The sequence below is a fragment of the Lujinxingia litoralis genome (assembly GCF_003260125.1).
Classification (GTDB): domain Bacteria; phylum Myxococcota_A; class Bradymonadia; order Bradymonadales; family Bradymonadaceae; genus Lujinxingia; species Lujinxingia litoralis.
The window spans coordinates 26832-53373 of the sequence record NZ_QHKO01000012.1; the positions used below are offsets into that span (position 1 = coordinate 26832).

Genomic DNA, 26542 nt, shown 5'->3' on the forward strand with positions numbered 1-26542 from the left:
CGGATTGAATAAAGCAAATTCGGGCCCCGTCGATGTAGGTGTCGATGATGTAAGGTCGTGTCCCGTGTGAGCAACCTGGCCAGCCGGCCACCCGCCAAAAGCGAAGAGGAGAGAGAAGATGAACGCCGATGCGATGTGGAGAATGTTAGCGACGCTGGTGGTTGCGGCGCTGACTTTGCCGGGGTGTTTGATTGTCTCGGAGACGGACTATCACGACGATGACTGCCAGGTGGACTGCTACGATTACGAGATGGTGCAGACCTACTGCGACGCCTGGGAGTGCTGGGACGAGTACTGGGTGGAGACCACCTGCACGACGACCTGTGATGAGACGTATTATCCGGATGACCCCTACACCGACCCGTGGGAGTCGGCGGAGTGCTACAGCGATGTGGAGTGCGATCGGGGTCAGATCTGCGTGAGTAATCGCTGTGTGGCCGGGGATACCGAGTTGAGTGGTGACTCGGGACTCTGTCAGGCGTGTGAGTCGGCGGCGGACTGTGTGGAGGAGGGGGCGTTGTGCATCCGCCTCAATTATGATCAGGCGACGAACACCGGTGAAAAGGTGTGCGGGCGAGGCTGCGAGTACAATCACGAATGCCCTGCGGGCTTCTCGTGCGTGAACATTAGCGGCGAGACTGGCGTTTCTGCGCAGTGCCTGCCGGACATCGGGCTTGATGGGCTGCGGACCTGTAATCCGTCGCCGGAGTTGGAGTGTGTGCGGGCCAACGATTGCGAGCTGGGCGAGAGCTGTGTGAACAACACCTGCGTCGGACCGGAGACGGCGGAGTGTGGCACCAACAATCCCTGCCCCAGTGGTCAGGAGTGCCGTAATCTGCGCTGTGTGGCGGTGAATCAGCCCGAGTGCGTGGATCGCAATGACTGCTCGGCCAGCGAGATTTGCATCGATGGGGAGTGCGTGTCCCAGAACAACAGCTGCATCTTCAATGAAGAGTGCGACTCCGATGCGCGCTGTGTTGACGGGCAGTGTGTGGCGACGTGCTCGGCAAATGATGATTGCGGCGGTAACGAGCGCTGCCGTCAGGGGCTCTGCGAAGTTGTGGAGTGTCGCCGCAGTGGTGATTGCGCGGCGGGCAACATCTGCGTGGAGGCCAGCTGTGAGCCGGCCTGTCAGAGCAATGCGGAGTGTGGAGATGGGTTCATTTGCTCGAGTCTGAACTACTGCGTCAAAGATCCCAACGTGGAGTGCCGGGCAACCGCCGAGTGTGCTCGCAGTGAGATCTGTGTCGACGGCAGCTGCGAGACGCCGTGCAGCTGCAACCAGAACTGTGACAGTGGTGAAGTGTGCAACCTCAACAGTGGCATGTGTGAAGATCCCTCGAGTAGCATCGGTGAGTGCGACGATGATTGCGATTGCCCCAGTGGGTTGAGCTGCTCGGCCAGCGGTCAGTGTGTGTGAGGTGGTTCTTTTCAAGGCTGCGGGCTGGCTGAAGGCAGCCCGAACCTCGCGCGAATTGAGATTGCGATAGAGACGAAAAAGGCCCCCGGAAGCTCAGCTTCCGGGGGCCTTTTTTGCAAGGTCAGCGGCGATGCGTTCGGGGCTATTCCGAAGCCGCGCGAGCCGACGGAGGGGTATAGGGAACCAGCTCAAAGACCTCGGAGCGCACGCAGGGGGTATCTTCTCCCAGCTCGTCGGCCAGCGCTGGCGCACATTCCAGATCGCCTTCCATCGCGATGAGCGCCTCGTAGTGCTGACGAGTGTGGTGGAGCCGAGGGCCATCAAGGCGCAACTCCGAGTCCACGCGGCCGACCTTGCACCAACTCTCAATCTCCCCTTCGGTGGCCGGGGACGCGTAGGTATAGGCGCCCCGGGCCAGGGCCTGGTCGTCCCGCCAGATCAGGCGATCTTCAGGGCGTACCTGGGGGGCGCACGCCTCAAACGAGGTGCAATCGGCGATCTCAATGGCCTGGAGTTCGCCTTCGGCGCGCCGCACTTCCAGCCCCACCAGGGGGCTGTGGGCCGGCTTCGGGGCGCAGCCCTGCTCGTCCACCAGGTAGGCGTCGAGCGTCCATCGACCCAGCGCGTCTTCGAGCGTGGGTTTGGGGGCCGGCCCCGAGGCGGTGGGAATTTTGCAGCCGCAGGCCAGCGCCAGGGCAAGCCCCAGCGTGACTGGCGAGACGAGCGAAGGGGTCATGGTACATCCACAGTCTGGGTGGTTTGGAGTTGGCCGGAGTTGCCGAAGGCGTCGGTGACGCTCAGGTCGAGTTCGACGTCGCCGTCGGTGATGGGGGGCGTGATGCGCAGCTGGGCCCGGGTGACTGGCACGTCGCTGCGGCCCTCTACTGTCTCAAGGGTAGTCTCTACAGAGTCAATGCTCACCGTGCGGGTGTTGCCGTTCTGGGTTACCTGGCCCGAGAGCTGGTCGAAGTGCTCTTCCAGCGGGATCGGGAGACCGGTGGCGACCGCGGGGTGGTGCATGCGGTAGGAGCCCTGGAGGGCGGCGATGTCGTTGGTGGGGCCGTTGGTCAAGAGTCTATCGGCGGAAGGGTAGCTGAGGCGAACCTCCATGGTGGTGCCGTCGAGCATCTGCACCTGGTCGATGTTGAGCGCGGTCGAAGGCACCAGCTCAAAGGTGTCGGTGGTGCTGCTGTAGGGGGTGCGTTCGCCGGTATCCGGGTGAAGGTAGTGACCTTCGATGCGGAAGCGATAGGTGCCCGGTTCAAAGTCGTGGGTTTCTTCCCAGTAGGCGCCCCATTCCCAGGCGCCGTCGTCGCCATTGCGTACGCGGGTCATGAACACGGGCTCGCGGTTATCGTAGACCGCGCGGCTGGGGCGGATCACCGGGGCAAAGGCGTCGTTTTCGTCGGCGCGCTCCAGGATGATGCGGGGGGCCTGCGGCATTTCTGCGCCGGGGTCTCCGCCGCGCCAGGTGATGTCGATCGCCTGGCGGCGTTCGACCTGCGTCGGAGGCTGGTTGAGGATCGTGCCCACGTCCTGCGGATCGCTGGGGTCGATGGGGAAGTCCGGTTGGCCGGTGGGCTTGAACTCGTCGGGAAGCGGCGTCGGGACCGCCACGCTGACCTCTTCACCACGCATGATGCCCACGGCTTCCACCGCGCGCTCGACCAGGTAGTCTCCGAAGCGGAAGCCCCAGGGGCCCATCTGGGCCTCATAGCCGCCTTGAAGGTAGCTGAAGGTGTAGTCGGGATAGTCGTCGAGATCGCCCTCCAGGGAATGACCCGGGAAGGGGGGCTTTTCGCCACGGACGTTGGTCGGGGTCAGGTAGAGCAGGTGATCCTGAGCATAGCCCCAGGTAAAGGACTTGAAGGGATCGATGTCCCAGGCGTCACGCAGCGCCCGCTGGATATCCCAGCCCAGTTCCATGGCCAGCTCTCCGGGCATGGTGACGATGGTCAGGTCATTGAGCTGCAGCGCGGTGAGCTGGCTCTTTCCGAAGAGGGTGACCGGTCGGTGGAAGGCGATCTGATGGATGCCCTGGCAGCCGAATTCTCCCGGGACGGCGTGGGTGGTCGGATCGTTATCTTCGGGCAGCGCGCATTGAAACCCGCCCATGTAGAAAGTGTCGTCGATGGTGCTGATGCCGTCCTGACTAAACTCGCCGGGAGCGTAGTTCAGGTCGTCGTATTGAATGGAGAAGCGCTGGGTATGGCCCTTGAAGTTCCACTCGGTGGTGGTTTCCATCTGGGTCAGGGGCTCAAAGACGCGATCGACGATGTGGGCGCCTAAACGCTCAAAGATCTGGGGTCCGCGGTGTCCGAAGCTATCGCCCCGGGGCGACATCGTGCCGCCGTTTTGATTGAAGTACATCACCGGCACGAAGCGGTCGTACTCCTGGCCCAGGGCCTGTTCCAGGCCCCGTTCAATGCCCAGCGGGGCGTCGCCGGTGAGGTAGTCCCCGGAGTTGTGGGTGCCGTGGGTGCCAAAGCTCAGGAGGACTCCGCGGGGGTTGCCCTCCAGGTCGTCGACGCGCAGCATCAGCACGCGGTTATCGTCAAACGCCGGCGTGGCACCCCAGCGGTCGCTGGAGATGACGTCGTCGACATCGAAGCTTTCGACGACTTCCCAGCCCATGCGGGCCGGGGCCAGGTCGTCGAGTGCGGCCAGCGCGGCTTCGGAGACCGAATCGGTGAGCCAGTCGAAGACCTGCTGGTGGAACTCATCGGTGCCGAGCGCGCCCAGTGGGAGGGCGGCTTCGTCGCCGGCGGGCAGGTGCCAGTGGCGTCCGGGGCCGGAGTGGGTATGGGTGCCGCTGATTACCAGGCTGGAGCGCCAGTCCCGACCGGTCTCCTCCTGGAGCCGGCGAGCGACGGCTTCGTGCAGCGCACCGGAGGGGAAGATGATGGGCAGGCGCAAGAGGATCAGCTGGCGGGTTCCGTCGTCGAGTGCCAGGCCGCGGGCGTAGAGGCCGTGCATCTGACCGCGGCTGGGTTTGATCGACTCCACGTAGCGTCCGGCGTTAAACGCAGCCCGCGAGCCATATCCGCCCATGGAGAGGCCGATGGGGAAGTTCATCAGCACGTTGGAGACGCCGGCCTGCAGGGGCGCCGCCTCGTCACCGCCGGGGTGTTCGCCAGTGAGCTCTCCGCCAAAGGGGAGGCACTCGCCGTTGTTGGTGCAGACGTTGCCTTCGGGACAGTGGGTGTCGAGCGCGCAGTGGACCACGCAGCTGCGGTCGATGCAGGTGACGCGACGGGCCAGGTCTTCGTCGATCTCTTTGAAAGCGTCCACGCATACCGCCCACTGCTGGCGCGTGCCACAGGAGGGGGAGGGCACGCAGTGACCGGCCTCGGTGTCGCAGTAGGTGCCGTGAGCACATTCGGACTGGAACTGGCAGCTCTGCGGGCCCGTGTCGGTGTCTTGTTCACCACCGTCGGCATCCTCGCCGCCGGCATCGGGGGTATCGGCGGGGCCGGCGGGTTCCGAGCAGGCCGTCAGACTTAAGAGCGCCACCAGAAGCGCACCAAAAAGAGATAAGCGTTGAGATCGCACTGGAAACTCCGGGCATCGAGCGGAGAACACCGCTGAGAAAAGGACCTGGGAAAAGTGGGCAAATCCTATCGGGTTGCGGCCTGGCAAACAACGCCGGGTTGCCAGGGAGTACTTTTTAAAGGCTCGATGCGTTTTTTGGATTGACAGCTTCTGCGCGTCTGCTTATACACCTTCAAGCTCGCTGAGGGGGAAACCCCGAGACGGCAAGCGGAAGTGGCGGAATTGGTAGACGCGCTGGACTAAGGATCCAGTGGGCGTAAAAGCCCGTGGGGGTTCGACTCCCCCCTTCCGCATCATCGAAACCCCTTAACCAACAAAAGGTTAAGGGGTTTTTTCGTCTCTGTACCCTGGCAAGGTGCTCTGTTGCGCGGTGGGACGAGTGGTCCCTGTTAGGGGGCGAGCGGCGCTATTCGGGAGGTGGGGGCTTCTTCTGTACAAGAGGACCTCTTTTTCTTGCCTGCGATAAGCGTGTTACGGGGCAGTGCGTTTGTTGGCCGGGGGCGGTGCGGGGAAAGATCACGGGTGGAACACACACGCCAGGAGAGCGATCGGATGTCACACGTCAAAGGTCTTATGCATCTGCTGCTGTTTGTGGTGGGTTGGAGCGTCGGCCTGGGGCTGAACCGGGGGCTGGTTTGGGCACAGTCATCTACGCCATCGGACCCGGGAGGGGGGACGCACGCTCCCTTGCCGGCGTACGAGGCGGTGCTTGCGGATGTGCTCTCGTTGGATCTTTTGGAGATCGCATTGTGGCGCGTGGGAGCGGCCTGTCTGGTACTGATGGCGGGCATTCTCATGCGCACCACCCTTCTGGATCGCCTGCTGCGGCCGCTGGAAAAACTTGCCGCGCGGACGAAGAACGATGTTGATGATCGTCTGATTCAGGCGATTCGCCGGCCCCTGGGGTGGCTTATCAATCTGATCGCGATCTACGTCGCGGTGCTCATAGTGCAGGTGCCTCAGGCGCTCCATCAGGTGGTGGTGCTGGTGCTGCAGACGTTGGGCACGGGCTTTGTGGCCTGGATGGTCTTCAACGTGGTTGACGCGGTGGGGGCCTATCTGGAGGGGCTAGCCCGGCGCAGTGATACGGCGGTCGATGATCATCTGGTGCCCCTGGTCAAGCGGGTCATGCGTCTGCTGGTGATCGTGGTGATGGTGATCACGATCATTCAGCAGTGGGGCTACGATGTGACGAGTCTCATCGCCGGGCTGGGACTGGGCGGGCTGGCCTTTGCGCTGGCCGCGCAATCGACGCTCTCAAACTGGTTTGGCTCGGTGATGATTTTAACCGATCGTCCCTTCAAAATCGGGGATCTGGTGCAGTCGGAGCACGGCTGTGGTGTGGTCACCGAGATCGGGCTTCGCTCCACGAAGTTGATGACTTTTGAGCGTTCGATCATCACGGTGCCCAACTCCGATCTGGCCACCACGGCGGTGGAGAATCTCAATAAGGACGAGGTTCTGGCGATTTCGACGACGTTGACGATGACCTATGGGACCTCCCGGGCGACGCTGGAGCGGATCATCGATCAGGTGCGGAGGCTGTTGGCCCGGGCCGAGGGCATCGACAACGCTCGTTATCTGGTGAGTTTTTCGGGGTTTGGGGCCAGTTCGCTCGATATTGATGTGCAGTGCTACGCGCAGACGCGTGATCGCTACGAGTGGTATGCGATCCGCGAGCGGATCTTCTTTCAGATCATGGACATCGTTGAGGAGGCCGGAGGGTCCTTTGCCTTTCCCAGCCAGTCGCTCTATCTGGAGACACCGGTGCGTCTGCAGCGAATGGGAGCACGCGTGGGCGCGGGCGAAGACGTAAGGGGGTTGAGTTCGGAGGGGTTGGGTTGATTGGGTAATGGGTTGAAAATAAAGGGGAAGTCCTTGTTGGGTTTCTTGCCGTAGGGGGGGGCGGTCTTATTACTTCGAGTGCGCCAGGGAGGCGTCGGAGGCGAGTGGGGAGGCCTTCGAGAGCAGAGCAATCCAACGGATGTAAGGAGAAGGTATGGACCGCTTTGGGACGACAGAGTTTCGCGAGCTGGTGGGTGTGCACGAAGCCCCGGCGATCTCGATCTACATGCCCGTGGAGCGCCGGGAGATGACGGGGAAGGTCAACCGTTTGAAGTTGCGCGGGCATATCGACGAGGTGGAAGGGCGGCTCAGAGCGGCAGATCTACTCAACGAGGAGGAGCGTCGCAGGTTGTTGGAGTCGTTGTACGCGATGGCCGAGGAGCGGGACTTCTGGAACCACAGCGGTGAAGGGGTGGCGATTTTTGCGTCTCCCAGCTTTCAAAAGGTTTATCGGCTGCCCCGCAGCTTTGAGGACGAGGTGGTGGTCGGTGATAACTTTCACACCCGTCCCTTGCTGGGGATGTTGGCGATGCCGGAGAGCTACTGGGTGCTGGCCGTCGGGGAGGAAGAGGTCAATCTCTGGGAGGGTAGCGCCTCGGGTGCGCGGCCGGTGGAGGTGGAGAACCTGCCGCATAGCCTGCGCGATGCGCTGATGCTGGAGGAAGAGAAGGGGCAGGACGGCATGAAGTTGCGTTCGGCCCAGGGGCCCCGGGGACGCGGCGGGGGCTTTATGTCGCCGATGGTGCATGGTCATGGGGGCGGTCGGGAGCAGCATAAGGCCTACCTCAAGCAGTATTTCTCACAGGTCGCTGAGGCGATTGCCGAGTATCTGGGCGACGCCCGCGGACCGCTGATTTTGGCGGCGGTCGACTACTGTCATCCGCTCTTTCATGAGGCCGCCCGTCATAGCGGACTTACCCAGCTGGTGAACGAGGGGATCGAGGGCAACGTGCATTACTGGAGCGATGCCGAGATTCATCAGCGAGCCTGGCCGATGGTGGAGGCGCAGGCCTCGGAGAGGGTGGATCGGGCGCTGGCGCTCTGGGAGCGAAACTTCGGCAAAGGGGCCGTGGAGATCGATCTGGCGCAGATCGCCCGCATGGTAGTGGAGGGGCGGGTGCATATGCTGCTCCTTGATGAGGAGGCGCATCTTTTGGGGGACTTCGATCGTGAGCTCGGTCAGGTGCACGAGGTCAATGGCGATTCCGATGAGGTGGATCAGGCCATGGCCAAAGACGTGTACGACGAGTTAGCCGAAGCGGTCATTGAGATGGGTGGGGAGGTTGTGGTGCTGCCCCGGGAGCGCATGCCCAGCCAGACCGGGCTGGGGGCGATCTTAAGGGGCGGGGATACCCCGATACCACCGCGGGCCTGAGAGGACGCGCGGCTGTACACGAGCTTGAGAGTGCCGGGAATGGAGTGCGCCGCCGACGACCGTCGGGGGCGCTTTTTTTGGCGGGTTGGGCTGCCGGAGCTTTGTCGGTGGGACTGTTAGGGGCTATGGTGAAACGCTGATTGAAGATGGAATCTGGATGAAGGCTGGCAGCCCAGTGAGCGTCTCCGTATGACCACGCAGCCCACCGATAAAACGCCCCCGAAGAGGCGAGCCTCGACGCGTCCGATCGACGCGCCGCAGCTGCTGGTGGGGCGTGTGCTTGATGGGCGCTACCGTCTGGATCGGGTGCTCAACGCCGGAGGCATGGGCATTATCTTTGAGGCCTGCCAGCTCAGCGTGAACCGCACTGTAGCGGTGAAGGTGCTCAAGCCCACACTCACTCGGGATCCCTCGCTGGTGGAGCGTTTTCAGCTTGAGGTGGAGTTGGTGGCCAGTATGGCGCACCCCCACGTGGTGCAACTTATCGACAGTGGCACCGACGCCGGGGGGCTGACCTACCTGGTGATGGAGTACGTCGACGGGGTGACGTTTCGCCAGGCGTTGCGGCGCGGGCATTTGCGGCTGGCCGATATTTTGGAGGTCTTCGCCCAGGTCTGTGAGGCGCTTATTGAGGCTCACGGTCAGCAGATCATTCATCGCGATTTGAAGTTCGATAACATCATGCTCTCGCGGCATCGTGACGGACAGATCCACGTGAAGCTGCTGGATTTCGGGGTGGCCAAGTTGCTCTCGCGTAAACGGGAGCTGACCCAGGGAGGGCAGGTTGCCGGGACGCCGGGGATCATTGCGCCGGAGCTGGTGGATGGAAAGCCGCCTTCGGCGCGCAGCGACTTATACAGCCTGGGGGTGCTCCTCTTTACAGCGCTGGCAGGGGAGGCGCCTTTTCGGGGGGAGAATGACCTGGCGTTGATGCGGGCACATAAGACAGAGCCGCTGCCGAATCTGCGACTGCGGGTGGGGCAGGCCGTCCCCGAAGAGGTCATTGAGTTGACCTTTGAGCTGCTGGAAAAAGAAGTGGAGCGTCGTCCGCGCGACGCCGCCCAGGTGCGGGATCGGCTGCGCCGGATGCGCGATGCGCAGCGTGGTCGGGATCCGGATGCGGCGATCTACATTCCCCCGCAGGGCGACGCGCTGGAAGAGACCGGTGAGCGCAGTCCGCTGCCGCTGCATCTCTTTGAGTTGGAGGCTGAAGGCGGCGAGCGACCCGTGCGCCGGGAGGGATGGATTCGCTTTATCTTCCCTCAGCCGCTGGTGGCTCCGATGACGGTGGTCACGATGATGAGCCTGATCTTGATCCTGCTCATCGTGACCCTGATGTACATGCTCTACCAGCAGTTTGGTCCGCCGCCGGGGTGAGCTGCCGGCGGCCAAGCGATCACCAGCGGCGGGGGGGGGCGCACGCTTTGCGAAGGTCCGGGGCGATGTGTAGGTTTGGCGCGTTGAGATAGAGCGCGTTGCCTGCGCGCGTCTGCCCCTGTGACCGCCCTCGCCATGGCGAGGGGCCTGAAGGAGTGAAGCGATGAGCGAGTCGATCGAGCCGAGCTTTGAAATTCCGCAACCCAATGCCCGTGGTCGCCAGGCGCTTCAGGGCTTTGGTGAGGCGATGCGCCACAACGCCTTTGAGGGCGACGGGCATTTTCGGCGAGTGATCAGGCGCTACGCCAGGCCGGAGCGTCGCCCGGCGTTGGAGGCCGCGCTGGCTGCGTTTGGTCAGGTGGTGTTGGGGCCGCTGGATGAGGTGGTGCGCAAGAATAACGAGCCGGGCAACCTTCCGCAGCTCCAGCGCTACACCGGTTTTGGGGAGCGTATCGAGGCCATCGATCATCACCCGAGCTATCATGAGGCCGGGCGCATGATTTATGGCTCCGGGGTGATGGCGGCCTACGCCGAGCATCCGAACACCCTGGGGGCGCTGAGTCGCTTTTACCTCTCGAGCCTCAATGGGGAGGCCGGGCATAATTGTCCGCTGGCCTGTACCGCCGGGGTGATCCGGGTACTGCAGGAGCTGGGCAGCGAGGAGCTCAAAGCGAGGTATCTGCCGGGGTTTCTCGACGCCGAGTATGACAACCACCTGGAGGGCGCCCAGTTTCTGACCGAGGTTCAGGGCGGGAGTGATGTGGGGGCCAATGCGACCCGGGCGTTGCGGGCCGAAGACGGGAGTTTTCGGATCTACGGGGAGAAGTGGTTCTGCTCAAATATCGATGCGGACGTCTTTCTGATGACGGCGCGGGTCGAGGAGCTGGGGCAGGAGGGCACCCGTGGGCTGGGGCTCTTTTTGGTGCCGCGCCTTCTGGAAGACGGCTCGGTCAACGAGTTCTACGTGCGTCGTCTCAAGGATAAGCTGGGCACGCGCTCGATGGCCTCGGGGGAGTGCGACTTTCGCGGGGCACAGGCGTTTCATATGGGGGAGCTCGGCCAGGGCTTCAAGCATATGATGAACCTGGTGATCAACACCTCGCGTCTCTACAACGCGGTGGGGTGTTGCGGGGTGATGCGTCGGGCTTACCTCAGCGCCCGGCTCTACGCGGAGCACCGCGAGGCCTTTGGGCAGCCGATTCTCAACTACCCGCTGGTGCAGGAGACGCTGGGCGATATGCGCGCGGAGTTGGAGGCGATGGTTTCGGCGAATTTTCATCTCTGCGCGCTTCAGGATCGGCTGGATGAGGGGGAGGCCAGCGAGCAGGAGGCGGCGTTTTTGCGCATGGCCATCAACATCAACAAGTCGCGTACGGCGATCTCGGCCCGCCAGGCCTGCGTGCAGGGCATTGAGGTGCTGGGCGGCAATGGCGCCATCGAGAGTTTTTCGGTGCTGCCGCGTTTGTTGCGCGATGCGATCGTCTACGAGAACTGGGAGGGGACGCATAACACCCTTTACATGCAGGTGCTGCGCGACATGCACCGCTACCGGGTGCACGCGGGCTTTTTTGCGTACTTAAGCGGGCTGCTCGATCAGGTGCAGGGCGCCGAGTATGAGCGGGCCGAGGAGTTGTCGCGGGCGTTGGGCGAGCTTTCGGCACAGGTCGACCGGGTGTTGAGTCTGAATCAGGCCAGCGCCAGTCTGGCGATGCGAGAGCTGGTCGATCAGCTGGCCACGCTGTTTTACGGCGTGGTGAGGGTCTGGGAGCGCGATGGCGGCGCGCTCGACGGGGAAGATGAAGCCGTGGATCGAGCCTCGGTGGAGCATTTTTTGGATCGCGGGGTGCGCGAACCGCGCGGTGTGGATGAATCGGGTTACCTCAGGCGTTTACAGACACTGGCGATGCGCCGCTGAGGGCGCAAATTTTACGCCACTTACGGGTGGCGCGCCGCGTCATAAACGATCGTTGCCAGCGCCTCTGCCGGTTACTAGGTTGGCCGCCGGTAGTTCACGTAACCCTGAAATGAGTGAGATTATGAGCGAGACGAAGCAGCCCTGGAATGAGTCGATGCCTGAGGCGCAATTCAACTTCATGCGTGAGGTCCTCGCTGCGCCGAGCCCGATCGGGCTGGAGGCGGCAATGAGCTACGGAGTGCTCAAGCCGCGGTTCGACGAAGTGAAGTTGGAGGGCTGGGCGGTACATCAGTTCCGCGGCAACGCGGGCCTGGTGCTCGATACCCATCCGGGGGAAGACGAGCGCCTGACGGTGATGATCATCGGCCACGCCGATAAGATCCGCATGCAGGTGCGCAGCATTTCCGACGATGGCAAGATCTGGATTAACAGCGACTCCTTTTTGCCGCTGACCCTGATCGGTAACGAAGTCATTCTGTTCAGCGAAGATCCCGAGAAGCCGGGAAGCTACCGCGAGCTTCGCGGCGGGACCATTGAGGCGCTGGGAGCGATTCACTTCGCGGACAGCTCGGTGCGCACCGGCGACAAGGGCTTGAAGCCCGAGCAGCTCTACCTGGAGCTGGGGCTTCATGGCGAGGATCGCAAGAAGCAGGTTGAGAAGCTGGGGATTCGCGCCGGCGATCCGATCCTGCTCGACCGTCCGATTCGTCGTGGGTTCGGGCCCGACAGCTTCACCGGCGCGTACCTGGACAACGGGCTGGGCTGTTTTGTGAGCGCGGAGTGTGCTCGCATTCTGGCGGAAGAGGGCGGGCTGAAGAACGTGCGCGTGCTCTTTGCCATCGCCACCCACGAGGAGATCGGTCGCTTTGGCAGCCGGGTGCTCGCTGGCGAGTTGAAGCCTGATGTGGTCATTGGCGTGGATGTGAACCACGACCTGGAGGCGGCGCCGGGTGTGGGCGACAAGCGCTTCACCCCGCTGAAGATGGGCAAGGGTTACACGTTGAGCGTGGGCGCGGTGGCCAGCGAGTTTCTCAACCGTCTCTTTGAAGAGACGGCGCTGGCCAACGAGATTCCCGTGCAGCGGGATGTGTGTGGTCGCGACACCGGAACCGACGCGATGGCGGCGGTGCTGGCGAGCGTGGATGCGGCGGCGACCTCGATCGGTTTCCCGATTCGCAACATGCACACGGTATCGGAGCTGGGACATACCGGCGATGTGCTGGCCTCGATCTACGGGTTGGTGCGCACACTTCAGCACATGGACCAGGCCAACGATGGCAAGGGATTGACGGCGGATGATTTCCGCAACGGTCACCCGCGCCTGGATCAGGTTGAGACGCTCAGTCACCGCGGCGCCTGAGTCACGGTGATGTTTGAGGCGCCCCTGTGGGGCGCCTGAAGAGCCAGCGGCGGGACGTCCCGTCGCTGGCTTTTTTTGAGGGTATGGCAGCCAGGTTGCGTCAGTCGATGCCGAGGCGATGGTGAGTGAGACTTCCGAGCGTGAGATGGACCCGTTGGTAAAGCCCTGGTGGAAGGTCGGGCGACTGGCCGTGGTGGGGGTGGCCAAGAACTGTGGCAAAACGACCACGTTAAACGCGATGATTGCGCGGCGTCGGCCGGAGCCGCTGGGGCTGGTGTCGGTGGGCATTGATGGGGAGCAGGCCGACGTGCTTCTGGGCACCGAAAAGCCGGCTATCGCGGTGGATGAAGGGCACTGGGTGGTGAGTGCCGAGCAGGCGCTGGGGCGATCGACGGTGCCGCTGGAGTATGTTGCGCCGCTGGGGGTGAGTTCGCCGATGGGGCCGGTGATGGTGGCCCGGGCGCTGGGGCCTGGCGAGGTGATTCTGGCCGGGCTTCGCCACCGGGGGGATGTGGTGAAGGCGCTGGAGGCGTTGCTGGCCCGGGGGGCCGGGCCGGTGTTGGTGGATGGGGCCTACGGGCGGGTGGTGGGCGCGCATCCGGAGGTGGCGCCGGCGATCGTGATGTCGACCGGGGCCGTGGTGGGGAGCGTGGAGGATGTGATTCGGCGTACTCACGACGTGGTCGATCGTCTCACGTTGCCGGTGGTCGAGAGTGAGATGTGGCGGGAGGCGCTGGCGGCAGCCAGACGCGATAAGCGGGCCTACCTTGTGGAAGACGACGGGGAGCTTCGCGAGCTGCCCCACGCCTCGGGTCTGCTGGGGCTGAGTCAGGGGCGCCGGCTCTGGCAGAAGTCCACGGCCGGGGTGGTGGTGCCGGGGCTGGTGAGTGATCGGGTGATCGAGGAGTTGTTGGCGGTGGGAGGGCCGCGCACACGCACGCTGGTGGTGGGTGATGGTACAGCGCTGCACCCCGGTGGCCGGTTGTGGCGGCGCTTCAGGCGGAGCTGGGAGGTGCGTGTGGGGCATTCCTCGCGCCTGCTGGCGATCAGTTTCAATCCGACGTCCATCACCGGCGCGCGGCTGGACGAGGGGGCGCTTCGCGAAGCGCTGGAGGCCCGGTGGCCCGACGTGCCCGTGTTTAATCCTGTTGACCCGGGGGATGAGGCGCGCATCATTCAGGGGACTTAAGCAATGATAACCGGGGGGGCGTGGGGATGTTGCACGCGCTCACTGCGTGGCGAGGGGGCGAGTATGAGACGTTGGCTGCCGTGGGCTCTGGTGCTGATCACGATGACAGGATTGGGCTGCAATGGTGACGACTCGCCAGAGGATCGCGATGCTGGCCCAACGGATACGGAGCGTCCTGATGGGGAGGAGCCCGATGGCGATGTGCCCGATGGGGAGGAGCCCGATGGCGATGTGCCCGGGGACGAGCTTCGGTTGAGCGTCGAAGCGGTCGACGACCCGGTCTTCATCGATGGCGAGGAGGGGGAGGTTACGCTGAACTTTAGCTGTGCGCCGGCCGGGTGCACGACCACTTGTCAGCTCAACGAGTTGGACGCGGAGGCCTGCGCGCAGAGCTACACGGTGCGGGTCAATGAGGGCCGCCACGATGTGGCGATTCGCGCGAGCTATCAGGGCGAGGAGGTCGAAGAGCGGGTGAGTTTCCGGGTGGTGGGGGCGTTTGAGTTGAGCGTGAGTGCGCCGCCGGCCGGGGATGTGTTTGTGGTGGACCAGGGGCAGGTGAGCGCGACGTGTGAGGGGCGTCCGGAATGTGTGCTGAGTTGCGAGATCTGCACCGAGGGCAGTTGTCAAGCGCTGGAGGGGTGCGAGACGGGAGCGTCTCTGGTGCTGAATGCGGAGGAGACGGAGCTGGTGGTGCGCGCCTGTGTGGATGTGGATGGGGAGGATTTCTGCCAGGAAGAGCGCCGGGATTACGTGTTGGTGGCGCCGCGTTGGGAGCAGCTCTCGCTTGGCGAGACGCACGGATGCGCAGTTCTGGCCGATGACACGCTGTGGTGCTGGGGGAACAACGGCGACCGGCAGCTGGGGAGCGCGTCGCCGGAGCGCTCGATTTTCCCCCTGCAGGTTCCCGGAGCGTGGGCCTCGGTGAGCGCGGGGCGCGCGCATACCTGCGCGTTGAAACCGGAGGGCACGTTGTGGTGCTGGGGCCAGCAGCGCTTTGGTCGTCTGGGGAACGGAGAGGTCGGGGCGGGGACCCTTGTGGAGCCCGTGCAGGTCACTCAGGAGAGCGACTGGGATGAGGTCAGCTCCGGTGATGCCCATACCTGCGGGAGACGCGGTACTGAGATCTACTGCTGGGGCTACAATCCGGGAGGGCGTCTGGGCGTGGGGTTGACCAGTGGGACGGTTCCAGATCCGACGCTGGTTGTTGGCGGTCATTCCTGGAAGCAGGTGAGCTCGGGGCATGAGCACATCTGCGGACTGACCGAGGACGATCAGGCCTATTGTTGGGGGCGCGGAGATGACGGGCGGCTGGGCAATGGAGCGCTGGGCAATCTGGATGTGCCTACCGCTGTGATTCAGCCCGAGGGGGCGACCTTTGTCCGGCTGGAGGGCGGGTTTCAGCATACCTGCGCGGTGATGGAGACATCTCGTGGTCGTCGAGTCTTCTGCTGGGGTACCGGCTCGACCGGTCGCCTGGGCACCGGAGCCTCCGGACCGGACCTGGTGCTGGCGCCGGAGGAGGTAGGCGGGGATGTGCCTCTGGTGTCCGTGAGCAGCGGCAATGTCCATAGTTGTGGACTCAATTCCGATGGGGAGGCCTGGTGCTGGGGGTACAACGATCACGGCCAACTCGGGGTTGTGCAGACCGGTAATGAGCTTGTGCCGGTGGAGGTCGATGTGGACGAGACCTTCTTGCAGATCGAAGCCGGAAAAATTCATACCTGCGCCATCACGACAGCCGGCGTGATCTTGTGCTGGGGAGAGAATGGCGACAGTGAGCTAGGTCGGGAGATCGAGGGGAGTGAGACCCATATCCCGGGACCGCTTAGCTGGCCCTACGGGCTCGAAGCTCTTTGAGAAAGGCCGGTGGATGCTGTGCAGGTGCGCCTCTTGCCGGGATCCCGAGAAGTTCGCGCTTGGCCCTTCATTATTCGTCGGGCTCTGCCTAAGATGCCGGAGACAAACCCCGAGGATCGAAGTGTGAGCGCTGTGCCCCACCGGGAGCCTGGCGCGGGCGTGAGGAGCAGGTGTGAAACAGAGTGCGGTGGTCCAGGCGGCGGGCGCAGATCTGAAGGTAGCCGAGCGCCGGGTCCGGCGCGTGGCTGTGGAGGTGCTCGAAGGGTACCTTCCCGCGCTGATCGGTGCGCTCGCTGAAAAGGGCCTGGGGGCTGAGGAGCAGGCCAGATGTGTGGAGCGCCTGGTGGCGGCTTTTGAAGGGGGGAGAATCGCCGAGACCCTGGAGGAGCAAGGACGTCCGGTGCTTGCTCTGCTCCACAAAGAGCGGGCCGGGATTAGGGTCAACGCGTCGCTTCTCTCGACGCTTGCTGACGACGCGCTGACCGAGGCCTTCGCTCCCATACTGGCCGATGCGCTGGGGCTCTCGCCAACGCTGGTCAGCCTGATAGTGAGGCTGCGTGACGACAAGGAGGTGCGTGCCCTGGCCGGTCAGGCGGCCCGCCACGCCTCCGCTCCGCCTGTCTCTCCAACGCGAATCCCGGGGCTGGTGAGCTGGCGTCTGGACCGTTTTGAGGCCCGCCACGCTGCGCTGATCTCCGCGCTTGGTGCCGAACTGGAGCCGCCGGAGCAGGTCTTGCGCGAGCCGCTGCGGCGAGCGCTGGCCTCGGAGGTGCGGTGGCCGGAGTGGTTTGATGTGAGCGAGGTGCCCTATCTGGTCGACGCCGTGGATCGCGCTGCCACGGCACTGCGGAGCACGCCCTGGGCCGGCCACGCCTCCGCGCTTACCGAGGTGATCTGGGACTGCGGTGGGGTGTCGCCTCAAAGCGCGCTGCGGCAGGCCGCGCACACGCTGCGAAACATCAACGGCGTCAACCACCGCGGCGCGCTGCCCGTGATCGCCTGTGGGCTTGCCGAAGGCCATGCGCCGCTGGTTGGGAGACTGGGAGCCTGGCCTGATTTCGCCGAGCTTGCCCGCGCCTGGGAGGAGCTTCGACGTCAGGAGGCTTGTGTGCTCGGGAGCTGGCGCGGAGCCACGGAGCTCTCCGAGGAGTTCGGCGTGTACGATGCCCCCGGGGTAAGCATCGGGCTTAGCGAGCCGGTGAACCTCCCCTGGTCCATGCCTCTTCTTTGCTGGTCGACCCGGGAGCGGGATGCCCTGCGTGATCTCCTGCGTGGGATGGCGCGCGCACTCGAAAGCAACGCCTCGGCGGTGCGGGCCGGTAGGCTGCGCGCGCCGGCCTGGGATTCCGCTGCCCCGCTGGGCAATGGCGAGCGGGTTCGCTGGCGAGTGGGTCTGCCGCGCCGCGTACCCGCACCGCCGGTCGACTTCGAACACGCGCTCGATCGGGCCTTTGCCTCGGCGCGGGCCTCGATGAACGCGCGTTTCGAGCGGCTGAATGATGACGAGCGCCAGCGCGCGATCGCGCTGGCTCAGGGGGCCTACAGCGGTTACCTCACGCGGACCCGCAGCGTTTGGCGTCGGCGTCTGTCGCCGGTGCGTGGCATGAAATCTTCTCAGGCGTTTGATGCGTTGATCTCGGAGCTGGCTCGCGCACTCGGTTTGCCGCTTTTGATCGACGTGTTTGATAGCCCGGCTCCCAATGCGTCGCTCGCCGCGATGCCCGCCTTCTGTGCCATCACGGCTTGGAATGACGAAGGGGATTTCGCCCCGCTATGGCTACCGGCCGACGTGATGGGAGAGTCCTTTGGAAATGCTCCGATTCGAGCTCGCGTCGTGCATTGGGCCGAGGGGAGAGCCCGCTGGATGGGCGATCACGTGTTGCAGGGCCAGGAGCTGCGTCAGCTCCCCGGCGATCGTCTCATGGGCTCGCTCTACGAGGGCACGCTGATGATGACGCTGCACCGGCGCGACGCAACCTGACCGGAACGCCCGCACGATCGGGCTGGAGGAGCCTTATGAGCACGCCATGGGATGTGATCGAAGAGGTCGGCGGCGCCGAGCGGATGGAGGCCATGATGCGCGCCTTCTACGATCGGCTCTTTGACGATCTGATGATCGGCTTTTTCTTTATGAAGAGCGACAAAGAGGCGCTGATTGCCTCCCAGATCGCGTTTGTCCATGCGCACCTGGGGAGCAGGCAGGGCGATTATGCGGGGCCTCCGATTCGGCGAGCTCATCAGCAGATGCCGATTCTGGTCGGGCATTTTGATCGCCGCCACCAGATCTTGCGGGAGGTGCTCGACGCGTTCAGCGTGCCGGAGCATGTGAAAGAGGCCTGGCTGGGTCTTGATCGGGCCATGCGCGACATGGTGATCCGCCAGGGCGATCAGGCGCGCGAGGAGCTCGGCTACGCGAAGTTTCGGCCGGACCGTTAGATCGTCCTGAACGCCGGGGGCATACAGACGTCTCGTAAAACAAAAAAGCCCCCCGCTTGCGTCAGTTCGCGAGCGGGGGGCGATGTGTACGCCCGGGCCCGGGCGTACACGTGAAACGTCGAGGTCGGCTCAGAGGTTGAGCGTGCGCCCGTCCACATCAAGCGCGGCTTCTTTGATAACCTCGGCCAGGGTGGGGTGGGCGTGGGTCGAGCGCGCGATATCTTCGGCGCTGGAACCAAACTCCACGGCCACCGCCAGCTCGGCGATCAGATCGCCGGCGCGCGGGCCGATGATATGGGCGCCCAGAATGCGGTCGGTCTCGGCGTCGGCCAGGATCTTGACGAACCCTTCGGTGTCGTTGAGCGCGCGGGCGCGGCCGTTGGCCTTAAAGGGGAACTTGCCGGTTTTATACTTGATGCCGGCTTCCTTGAGCGCCTGCTCTGTCTTGCCCACCGAGGCCACCTCGGGATGGGTGTACACCACGTCGGGGATAGCGTCGTAGTTGACGTGGCCGGCGATGCCCTTGATGCGTTCCACACAGGTCACGCCCTCGTGCTCGGCCAGGTGGGCGAGCATCGGCCCGGGGATCACATCACCGATGGCGTAGACGCCTTTGATCGACGTCTCGTAGTGCTTGTTGACCTCGATGAACCCGCGCGCGGTCGTCTCCAGCCCGATGTTCTCCAGGCCCAATCCCTCGGTGTAGGGCTTGCGGCCCACGCCCACCAGGAGACGGTCGCAGTCGATGGTTTTGGTCTCACCATCCTGCTCGTAGGTCACGGTGACCTTGCCCTTGTTGACGCTGGCGCCGGTCACCGCGGCGTTGAGCGCAAACTCAATGCCCTGCTTCTTGAAGACGCGCTGAGCCTGGCGGGTGACATCTTTGTCGGCGCGGCCGCCGAAGATCTCGCCGAGGTATTCGATCACGGTGACTTTGGCGCCGAGGCGGCGCCACACCGAACCCAGCTCCAGGCCGATGACGCCGGCGCCGATGACCACCAGGTGCTCGGGCACTTCCTGGAAGTTGAGCGCGCCGGTGGAGTCGACGATGTGCTCCTTGTCGATCTCCACGCCCGGCAGGCTGATGGGCTTGGAACCGGTGGCGATCAGGATGCGTTCGGTCTGCAGCGTTTCGACCGAACCGTCGTCCTTTTTCACATCGACACGTTTGGTGTCCACGATGGAGCCGTGGCCGTGAAAGGTGTCGATGTTGTTCTTTTTGAAGAGCCCGGCCACGCCGCCGACCAGGCTGGAGACGACCTCATCTTTGCGTGCCAGCATCTTCTTGAGGTCAAAGCTCACGTCGCCGACCGTAATACCGTGGTCGCCGAAGTGCTCCCGGGCTTCTTCGTAGCGCTCGCTCGATTCGAGCAGCGCTTTTGACGGAATGCAGCCCACGTTGAGGCAGGTGCCACCGAAGGTGGGGTAGCGCTCCACCACGGCGACCTTCATGTCGAGCTGAGCGGCGCGAATCGCAGCGATGTAGCCGCCAGGTCCAGAACCGATGACAACGAGATCGTACATAACAACAGCCTTTGTTCAGGGGCGTTGAAGTGTGTGGCGGGCCGGCGATGGAGGTTGCCGGGGCCCCGATCGACGAAGAGGCCGAGGCGCGTGGCCCCGACCTCTCGCTGAGCAGCCTCGTGGGAGGCCCGCCCTGGGATCAGACTTCGAGCAGCATGCGCTCGGGATTCTCCAGGCATTCCTTGATGCGCACCAGGAAGCTGACGGCCTCGCGACCATCAATGATGCGGTGGTCGTAGGAGAGTGCCAGGTACATCACCGGGCGAATCTCAACCTTGCCGTTTACCGCCACCGGGCGCTCCACGATGTTGTGCATGCCCAGGATGCCCGACTGCGGCGGGTTGAGGATGGGCGTGGAGAGCATCGAACCGTAGATGCCGCCGTTGGAGATGGTGAACGTGCCACCTTGCAGCTCGGGCAGGGTCAGCTTGTTGTTGACGGCCTTGTCGACCAGCTTGCCCAGCTCCTGCTCGGTCTGAGCGAAGCTGTACTGGTCGGCGTTCTTAAGCACGGGCACCACCAGACCACGTCCGCCACCGACGGCCACGCCGATGTTGTAGTAGTTCTTGTAGACGATGTCGGTGCCATCGATCTCGGCGTTGACCGAGGGGAAGGCCTTCAGGGCTTCGATGGACGCTTTGATGAAGAAGCTCATGAAGCCCAGCTTAAAGCCGTACTTCTTGACGAAGCGATCCTGGTACTGCTTGCGCAGCGCCATGATCGCCGTCATGTCGACCTCGTTGAAGGTCGTGAGCATCGCGGCGTTGTGCTGAGCTTCGACCAGGCGGCGGGCCACGGTCTGGCGCAGCTTGCTCATGGCAACACGCTCTTCGAGCGCGCCCTGGTCGACGGTCGGGCGCGGCGCTTCGGCGCTAGCCGCGGCGGGCTTGCTCTTCTTGGCGGCGCCGCTCTTCACGTGCTCGAGCACATCGCCCTTGGTCACACGACCGCCGGGGCCGGTGCCGCGGATGTCGGCCAGCTCCAGGTTGTTCTCTTCGACCAGACGTCGGACGGCCGGGCCGACCTTGTCGTGGGCGTCACCGCCCTGGTCTTCGCCCTGGTCCGCGGCAGCAGGCTGCTTGGGCGCCGCTTCGCTCGTGGCACCGCCGGCGTCGCCGCCTTTGGATTCACCGGGCTCAATGTCGGCGATGATGTCGCCGGGGTTCACGGAGTCGTCGATCGCGAAGCGCAGCTTCTTGATCGTGCCCGAGACCGGAGCGGGCACCTCAACGGTGATTTTGTCGGTCTCAAGCTCGGCAATGATCTCGTCTTCCTCAACGAAATCGCCCTCTTTTTTCAACCATTCAGCGATGATCGCCTCGGTGACAGACTCACCAAGGGTGGGGACCTCAACGGGTACGCTCATGTAAGGCCTCGTAGGCGTGCAACGTAGTTACTTAAAAGGTCAGGGGCTTAACATCACATCGTGTAGGTCGCGCGGGCCGTGAAACCCGCACGCTGCCCTACCGGGGGTATCAGAGATAGGCGTCGAATCCAAGCCCGCGTGGCCCGGAACGCCACCTGTTCAGTCCAGCTTTTTGGCAAAGGCCTGCGAGACCAGTGAGCGCTGTTCGAGCTCGTGGCTCTCGTAGGCACCTGTGGCCGGGCTCGCGCTGGCGATGCGACCGACGTAGGCGGGCAGGGGGTTGGCGCCGAAGATCTCGATGAGGCGCGGGAAGATATAGTGCCAGGCGCCCATGTTTTTAGGTTCTTCCTGAACCCAGACCAGCTCGCTGGCGTTTTTGAAGGGAGCGACCGCTTCTTTGAGAAGCTTGCCATCAAGCGGATAGAGCTGCTCGACGCGCACGATGGCCACATCGTCGATGCCCTGCTCGGCGGCGTGGTCGCAGAGATCGTAGTAGACCTTGCCCGAGCAGAGCAGCACGCGGCGCACCTTGTCGGCTTTGATCTCCGGACGGGACTCCTTGAGGATCGGCTGGAAGCCGGCCTGGGTGAAGTCTTCCATGGGGCTGACCGCGTCTTTGTGGCGCAGCAGGCTCTTGGGGCTCATGACGATCAGCGGCTTGCGGGCGCTGTGGAGCACCTGGCGGCGCAGCGCGTGGAAGTACTGCGCGGGCGTCGTCAGGTTGCAGACGTACATGTTGTCGCCGGCGCAGAGCTGGAGGAAACGCTCGGGGCGAGCCGAGGAGTGCTCCGGGCCCTGGCCCTCGTAGCCGTGGGGAAGGAGCATGGTCAGGCCGCTGAGGCGCTTCCACTTATCTTCGCCGGAGTTGATGAACTGGTCGATGATGACCTGTGCGCCGTTGACGAAGTCGCCGAACTGCGCCTCCCAGAGCACCAGGGCGTCAGGGGAGTCCAGGCTAAAGCCATACTCAAAGCCCAGCACCGCGTTCTCGGAGAGGGTGGAGTTGTAGATCTCCAGCGATCCCTGATCTTCGCCTAAGTGTCGCAGCGGCCAGTAGCCCTCGCCGGTCTTGGTATCAAAGAGTGCGGCGTGGCGATGGCTGAAGGTGCCGCGGATCACGTCCTGGCCGCTCATGCGGATGCGCGTGCCCTGGACGAGCAGCGATGCGAAGGCCAGCGCTTCGCCCATGCCCCAGTCGGCCGGGCTCTCGCCGGTGGCGACCTTTTCGCGTCCCTTAAGGAAGCGGCGCAGAGTGCGGTGGACGTTGTGGCTCTCGGGGACGTCGACCAGCTTGTGCGCGAGCTCTTTGAAGAGCTCTTCGCTGATGGGGGCGTTGTTGCCGTCGCCGGACTTCAGCGGTCCGCCGTGGTAAGGGGTCCACACCCCGTCGAGGGTGCTGATGGATTTGGGCAGCGGCGTCTTGCGGATCTCTTTGAAGACCTCGCCATAGGCGTCCATCTGCGTGTTCCAGACCTTGTCGGTCTGCGCGGGCGTCATGATCTGGCGGGAGATCAGGCTGTCGACGTACTTCTCACGCACCGGCTTGGCGGCGTCGATGGAGCCGTACATCTCCGGCTGGGTGAAGCGGGGCTCGTCGCCTTCGTTGTGGCCGTAGCGTCGGTAGCAGACCAGGTCGACGATGACGTCTTCGCCGAAGCGCTGGCGGTAGCGCATCGCGAGCTTCATCACCCGCACACAGGCTTCGGGATCGTCGCCGTTGACGTGGAAGATCGGGACTTCGAGCATCTTGGCCACGTCGGTGGCGTAGGTCGTGGAGCGGCTGTCTTCGGGGTTGGTGGTGAACCCGATCTGGTTGTTGATCACCACGTGAATGGTGCCGCCGACGTTGTAGCCCTTGACCCGTGCCAGGTTCAGCGACTCGGTGACGATGCCCTGCCCGCTGAAGGCGGCGTCGCCGTGGAGTTGGAGGGGGAGGAGCTTCTGGCGAGCGCCTTCGGTGCCCAGGCGATCCTGCTTGGCGCGGACTCGACCCAGGACCACCGGGTTGACGAACTCCAGGTGGCTGGGGTTGAAGCAGAGCGAGAGGTGCACCGAGGCGCCGCTGCGGGTGGTGCGGTCGCTGGAGAAGCCCATGTGGTACTTGACGTCGCTGCTGCCGATGTAGTCTTCGGGCGTCTGGACCTTCTCAAACTCGGAGAACATCGCCTCGGCGGGCTTGTTCATGATGTTGTGCAGCACGTTGAGGCGACCGCGGTGGGCCATGCCGACCACGACCTCTTCGACTCCGAGCCCGGCGGCTTCCTCGAGCATGAAGTCGAGCATCGGGATCAGCGACTCCCCGCCGGAGAGCGAGAAGCGCTTGGCGCCGACGTACTTTTTGTGCAGGAAGGTCTCAAACGCGTCGGCTTCGACCAACGAGTCGAGGATGTGGGGGCCGTCCTCGGTTGGGTTGAGTTCAGCGTAGTCGTTGCGCTCGATCTGATCGCGCAGCCAGGTACGCGACTGGCTTCCCGGCATGTTCTGGTATTCGACGGCGATGTGGCCGCAGTAGATGTCACGCAGGCGCTGCAGCAGCTCACCCAGGGTGACTTCCCGGGAGCCAAAGAGAGGCTCGTAGTGGACCCGGGCTTTGAGATCGCCCGAGGTAAACCCGTAGAGCGAGGGCTCCAGCTCCGGCGGGGAGGTGTGGCGCGGGCGATCCAGCGGGTCGATCCCGGCGATCAGGTGTCCGTGCAGACGGAAGGCCCGGACGATCGCCTCGACCCGGGCGGCAAAGCCCTCGGTACGCCCCGGCGCGCGCACCGTGATGCCCTCAAGTTTATCCACCCAGACCGCGTCGCCGCCCGGGGCCTGCCCGGGGATGTAAGCCGGCTCGAAGATCGAGCGGGGCTTGAAGTGCGGCGCGCCCCCGTTAAGCGGTGCCTGCGGGCCGAAGTACTCCTCGAAGATCGGCTCCCAGCTGGTGTCCACGGAGCCCGGATCCTCGAGGTACTGACGGTAGAGGTCCTCAATGAAGGCCAGGTTCTCCCCGGTGAATTGAGTGTCAGCCAGGGACTGGGGCGAATGGGATGCTTGCTCGGTTGATTCTTTCACGGTCATCAACTTCTGGAGGACATTGGGTGCAAGAGGGGCGTCCGGGTCGTGTCCTATAACGACCCGGTCGCAGCGCTATTTCGCGAGGTGCGCATCTTCAGGGCCGACAGGCCCCGCACACGCGGAGATTGAGGAGGGAATGGCGAGAGCCCAACAAGGCACGGCCTCAGAAGGGTCGGGACAGGCCCACCGCAGGAAACTACGGAGTTGGAGTGTGGAATGCACATCAGAGTCTGGGCATCATCGCGTTAAAAAAAAACGCCCCGGGGGCGCCTGTGCCTTACAATAACGATGGGGCTCGGCGGGTCAAGAAAGAACGGGTGTGCGGCCGGTGGTGGGCCCTGCGCGCTCGCCCGAAGACGCCTTCCTTGACACTCTTGAAAACCCCATGTTAAAGCCGCGACGGTTTTCCCGCAAAACCGCCCAGGCGGCCTAAATTAAAGCGGGAAGCGCAATTTTCTGCTGACTTAGAAGGCGCCACGATGTTCGACATTCTTTCCCCCACGAGCCCGCTGCTGATCGCAGCCGTCGCGATCGACATTGACGGCACGATCTTCGTGCAGATGGGTGCATTTCTGCTGGTGTTTGTGATTCTCAACTTCGTGCTGATCAAGCCCTACCTCAAGACGCTTGAGGCGCGCGAAGACAGCGTGGAGGGCTCCACCGAAGAGGCCGGAGAGATGGATGCGCAGGCCGCCGTGCTGCGCGCCAGCTACGATGACAAGCTCTCCGCGGCGCGTCGCGACGCGCAGGATGTGCGCGAGTCGTTGCGCAACCAGGGACTGGCCGAGCAGGACGATATCCTGGAAGAGGTCCGCGCGGAGCTTCATGCCAAGCTGGACGAGGAGCGCGCCCAGATCGATGCGCGCGTGGAGTCGGCCCGGGCCGAGATCAACGATCGCGCGCAGGCGCTGGCCGACGCGATGGTTCAGAAGGTGCTCCCGCAGGCGTAACCGGATGGGGCGCCTGAGAGCTTTAATTCCAGGCGCCGCCCCCTTTAAGCGAGTTAGGACAGATAATGGCTTCGAAACTTCTTCGTGCGGCGGGCTCCCGGCGGGCGATCTTTGTGCAGGTGCTCGTCGCTCTGCTTGTGGTGAGCGCGCCGGCGTTTGCGGCGTCGGCTGATGGCCACGGCTTCCCCTGGGGGGCCTGGGTCACGGGCATGATCAATCTGGCGATCTTCCTGGGGATCATCATCAAGTTCGGCGGTCCGGCGATTCGCGATTTCTTCGCCAGCCGTCGTGAGAGCTTCTTGGCGGAGATGAACGCCGCCAAGCTGGCCCGCGAAGAGGCCGAGGCCCGGCTGGCCGAGCTCAACGCCCGGCTGGAGGCGCTGGAGCGCGACCGGCAGTCGATGCTCGATGAGTACCACGCCCAGGGTGAGCGCGAGAAACAGCGCCTGATCGACGCGGCCAAGAAGAGCGTGGAAAAGATGCGCGTCGACGCCGAGCAGACCATTGCTCAAGAGGTCAAGCGGGCGGTGGCCATGCTCGAAGAGCAGGCCGTCAACACCGCGCTGGACATGGCTCAGCGCGTGGCGCGCGAGCGCGTGGATGCCGGCGTGCAGGGCAAGCTGGTCGAGAGCTACGTCGCCGAGCTGGGCAACACGGCCAACACGGCCAAGAACTGAATGGTTTTCGAGCGCGCGCGGCCCGCAAAGCGGCCGCGGCGCTCACTGAGGAGTAGAGATGGCAAAGGTACCTGTAGCCCGGCGCTACGCCCGGGCGCTGCTCGAGCTGGCCACCGAAGCCGGAAAGGTCGATGTGCTGAACACCTCGCTGAGCTGGCTCGGCGAGGCGTTTGCGCAGAGTGAAGAGCTGCGCCAGGCGCTGCTTAACCCCGGAGTCACGCTCGCGGAGCGCCGCCGGGTGATCGAGGCTCTGGCCGCAGCGCGGGGCTGGGACGGTCTGATGCGCAACTTCGTGATGCTGCTGCTCGATCGCGATCGTCTGCGTTATATCGAGGCGATCGCCGAGGACTTCAGCGCCGGCGTCGACATGCAGGCCGGACGGGTTCGCGCACGGGTGACCAGCGCCTCGCCGCTGGACGAGGGCCAGATCGCCGAGATCAAGGCCGCGCTCGCCAGAAAAACCGGCAAAGAGGTGCTGGTGGAAACCTCGGTCGATGAGTCTCTCATCGGCGGGGTGGTCGCCCGAGTGGGCGGTTCCATCTATGACGGTTCGGTGCGTACCCGGCTCAAGCGGATGCGCGAAGCGATTCTCAACGAAGTCTAATTACGGATCACCGAGGGCGCCGTTGCCCCGTAGCCCCT

General features: G+C 64.0%; 18 protein-coding genes and 1 tRNA gene. 14 read left to right on the plus strand and 5 right to left on the minus strand.

Features of this window, described 5'->3' with window-relative positions; translation table 11 throughout:
* Positions 1 to 118 precede the first annotated feature (118 nt).
* On the plus strand, positions 119 to 1420 hold the full coding sequence (locus DL240_RS17765; RefSeq protein ID WP_146618392.1) for a hypothetical protein: 1302 nt from the start codon (positions 119 to 121) through the stop codon (positions 1418 to 1420).
* A 142-nt stretch (positions 1421 to 1562) separates the two neighbouring features.
* Here the strand turns inward: DL240_RS17765 and DL240_RS17770 are convergent, their stop codons facing one another.
* Positions 1563 to 2156, minus strand: a complete 594-nt coding sequence (locus DL240_RS17770) for a hypothetical protein (protein WP_111731250.1) — start codon at positions 2154 to 2156, stop codon at positions 1563 to 1565.
* Positions 2153 to 4972 (minus strand): neutral/alkaline non-lysosomal ceramidase N-terminal domain-containing protein, encoded by a 2820-nt coding sequence (locus DL240_RS17775; RefSeq protein WP_111731251.1) that lies wholly within the window; start codon positions 4970 to 4972, stop codon positions 2153 to 2155. Before DL240_RS17775 ends, DL240_RS17770 begins: the two co-directional genes overlap by 4 nt.
* Positions 4973 to 5179: 207 nt before the next feature.
* Here DL240_RS17775 and DL240_RS17780 point away from each other — a divergent pair.
* The 10 genes from DL240_RS17780 to DL240_RS20120 all read left to right on the plus strand — a co-directional run bounded on the left by DL240_RS17780 (position 5180) and on the right by DL240_RS20120 (position 18326).
* Positions 5180 to 5265, plus strand: a tRNA-Leu gene (locus tag DL240_RS17780).
* 280 nt (positions 5266 to 5545) lie between these two features.
* The gene (locus DL240_RS17785) at positions 5546 to 6817 is read left to right on the plus strand and encodes a mechanosensitive ion channel family protein (RefSeq protein WP_158542725.1); all 1272 of its coding nucleotides are present in this window, start codon (positions 5546 to 5548) and stop codon (positions 6815 to 6817) included.
* 154 nt (positions 6818 to 6971) lie between these two features.
* Positions 6972 to 8192 carry a baeRF3 domain-containing protein gene (locus tag DL240_RS17790; protein ID WP_111731253.1) on the plus strand — a complete coding sequence of 407 codons (1221 nt, stop codon included), beginning with the start codon at positions 6972 to 6974 and terminating at the stop codon, positions 8190 to 8192.
* Between the two features lie 189 nt (positions 8193 to 8381).
* Complete coding sequence (locus tag DL240_RS17795) at positions 8382 to 9569, plus strand: serine/threonine-protein kinase (RefSeq protein WP_111731254.1); 1188 nt, start codon at positions 8382 to 8384, stop codon at positions 9567 to 9569.
* Between the two features lie 163 nt (positions 9570 to 9732).
* Complete coding sequence (locus DL240_RS17800) at positions 9733 to 11484, plus strand: acyl-CoA dehydrogenase family protein (protein WP_111731255.1); 1752 nt, start codon at positions 9733 to 9735, stop codon at positions 11482 to 11484.
* A gap of 121 nt (positions 11485 to 11605) precedes the next feature.
* Positions 11606 to 12844, plus strand: a complete 1239-nt coding sequence (locus DL240_RS17805) for a M20/M25/M40 family metallo-hydrolase (protein WP_111731256.1) — start codon at positions 11606 to 11608, stop codon at positions 12842 to 12844.
* Between the two features lie 145 nt (positions 12845 to 12989).
* Positions 12990 to 14033 carry a lysine 5,6-aminomutase reactivase subunit KamB gene (kamB, locus tag DL240_RS17810; RefSeq protein ID WP_146618393.1) on the plus strand — a complete coding sequence of 348 codons (1044 nt, stop codon included), beginning with the start codon at positions 12990 to 12992 and terminating at the stop codon, positions 14031 to 14033.
* 63 nt (positions 14034 to 14096) lie between these two features.
* Entirely contained in the window at positions 14097 to 15890 is a 1794-nt protein-coding gene (locus tag DL240_RS17815) for an RCC1 domain-containing protein (RefSeq protein ID WP_158542727.1), read from the plus strand.
* 172 nt (positions 15891 to 16062) lie between these two features.
* Positions 16063 to 17871, plus strand: coding sequence for a hypothetical protein (locus tag DL240_RS20115; RefSeq protein ID WP_158542729.1), 1809 nt, complete (start codon positions 16063 to 16065; stop codon positions 17869 to 17871).
* A gap of 35 nt (positions 17872 to 17906) precedes the next feature.
* Positions 17907 to 18326, plus strand: coding sequence for a group I truncated hemoglobin (locus DL240_RS20120; RefSeq protein WP_158542731.1), 420 nt, complete (start codon positions 17907 to 17909; stop codon positions 18324 to 18326).
* 129 nt (positions 18327 to 18455) lie between these two features.
* Here DL240_RS20120 and lpdA read toward each other — a convergent pair whose 3' ends face one another.
* From lpdA to DL240_RS17840, 3 genes are all read right to left on the minus strand, one after another.
* Positions 18456 to 19850 (minus strand): dihydrolipoyl dehydrogenase, encoded by a 1395-nt coding sequence (gene lpdA / locus DL240_RS17830; RefSeq protein ID WP_111731261.1) that lies wholly within the window; start codon positions 19848 to 19850, stop codon positions 18456 to 18458.
* A gap of 139 nt (positions 19851 to 19989) precedes the next feature.
* Complete coding sequence (odhB, locus tag DL240_RS17835; protein ID WP_111731262.1) at positions 19990 to 21216, minus strand: 2-oxoglutarate dehydrogenase complex dihydrolipoyllysine-residue succinyltransferase; 1227 nt, start codon at positions 21214 to 21216, stop codon at positions 19990 to 19992.
* A 159-nt stretch (positions 21217 to 21375) separates the two neighbouring features.
* Entirely contained in the window at positions 21376 to 24270 is a 2895-nt protein-coding gene (locus DL240_RS17840) for a 2-oxoglutarate dehydrogenase E1 component (protein WP_199589859.1), read from the minus strand.
* A 482-nt stretch (positions 24271 to 24752) separates the two neighbouring features.
* On the opposite strand from DL240_RS17840, the gene DL240_RS17845 reads away from it, so the two are divergent.
* From DL240_RS17845 to atpH, 3 genes are all read left to right on the plus strand, one after another.
* Positions 24753 to 25223 carry a F0F1 ATP synthase subunit B gene (locus tag DL240_RS17845; protein WP_111731264.1) on the plus strand — a complete coding sequence of 157 codons (471 nt, stop codon included), beginning with the start codon at positions 24753 to 24755 and terminating at the stop codon, positions 25221 to 25223.
* Between the two features lie 65 nt (positions 25224 to 25288).
* Positions 25289 to 25900, plus strand: coding sequence for a F0F1 ATP synthase subunit B (locus DL240_RS17850; RefSeq protein WP_111731265.1), 612 nt, complete (start codon positions 25289 to 25291; stop codon positions 25898 to 25900).
* Between the two features lie 58 nt (positions 25901 to 25958).
* Complete coding sequence (gene atpH / locus DL240_RS17855) at positions 25959 to 26504, plus strand: ATP synthase F1 subunit delta (protein WP_111731266.1); 546 nt, start codon at positions 25959 to 25961, stop codon at positions 26502 to 26504.
* The last annotated feature ends 38 nt before the right edge of the window (positions 26505 to 26542 follow it).

Coding starts and splice junctions, on each gene's coding strand:
- DL240_RS17765 (WP_146618392.1), top strand. CDS start 119: ATGAACGCCGATGCGATGTGGAGAATGTTAGCGACGCTGGTGGTTGCG.
- DL240_RS17770 (WP_111731250.1), bottom strand. CDS start 2,156: ATGACCCCTTCGCTCGTCTCGCCAGTCACGCTGGGGCTTGCCCTGGCG.
- DL240_RS17785 (WP_158542725.1), top strand. CDS start 5,546: ATGCATCTGCTGCTGTTTGTGGTGGGTTGGAGCGTCGGCCTGGGGCTG.
- DL240_RS17790 (WP_111731253.1), top strand. CDS start 6,972: ATGGACCGCTTTGGGACGACAGAGTTTCGCGAGCTGGTGGGTGTGCAC.
- DL240_RS17795 (WP_111731254.1), top strand. CDS start 8,382: ATGACCACGCAGCCCACCGATAAAACGCCCCCGAAGAGGCGAGCCTCG.
- DL240_RS17800 (WP_111731255.1), top strand. CDS start 9,733: ATGAGCGAGTCGATCGAGCCGAGCTTTGAAATTCCGCAACCCAATGCC.
- DL240_RS17805 (WP_111731256.1), top strand. CDS start 11,606: ATGAGCGAGACGAAGCAGCCCTGGAATGAGTCGATGCCTGAGGCGCAA.
- kamB (WP_146618393.1), top strand. CDS start 12,990: ATGGACCCGTTGGTAAAGCCCTGGTGGAAGGTCGGGCGACTGGCCGTG.
- DL240_RS17815 (WP_158542727.1), top strand. CDS start 14,097: ATGAGACGTTGGCTGCCGTGGGCTCTGGTGCTGATCACGATGACAGGA.
- DL240_RS20120 (WP_158542731.1), top strand. CDS start 17,907: ATGAGCACGCCATGGGATGTGATCGAAGAGGTCGGCGGCGCCGAGCGG.
- lpdA (WP_111731261.1), bottom strand. CDS start 19,850: ATGTACGATCTCGTTGTCATCGGTTCTGGACCTGGCGGCTACATCGCT.
- odhB (WP_111731262.1), bottom strand. CDS start 21,216: ATGAGCGTACCCGTTGAGGTCCCCACCCTTGGTGAGTCTGTCACCGAG.
- DL240_RS17845 (WP_111731264.1), top strand. CDS start 24,753: ATGTTCGACATTCTTTCCCCCACGAGCCCGCTGCTGATCGCAGCCGTC.
- DL240_RS17850 (WP_111731265.1), top strand. CDS start 25,289: ATGGCTTCGAAACTTCTTCGTGCGGCGGGCTCCCGGCGGGCGATCTTT.
- atpH (WP_111731266.1), top strand. CDS start 25,959: ATGGCAAAGGTACCTGTAGCCCGGCGCTACGCCCGGGCGCTGCTCGAG.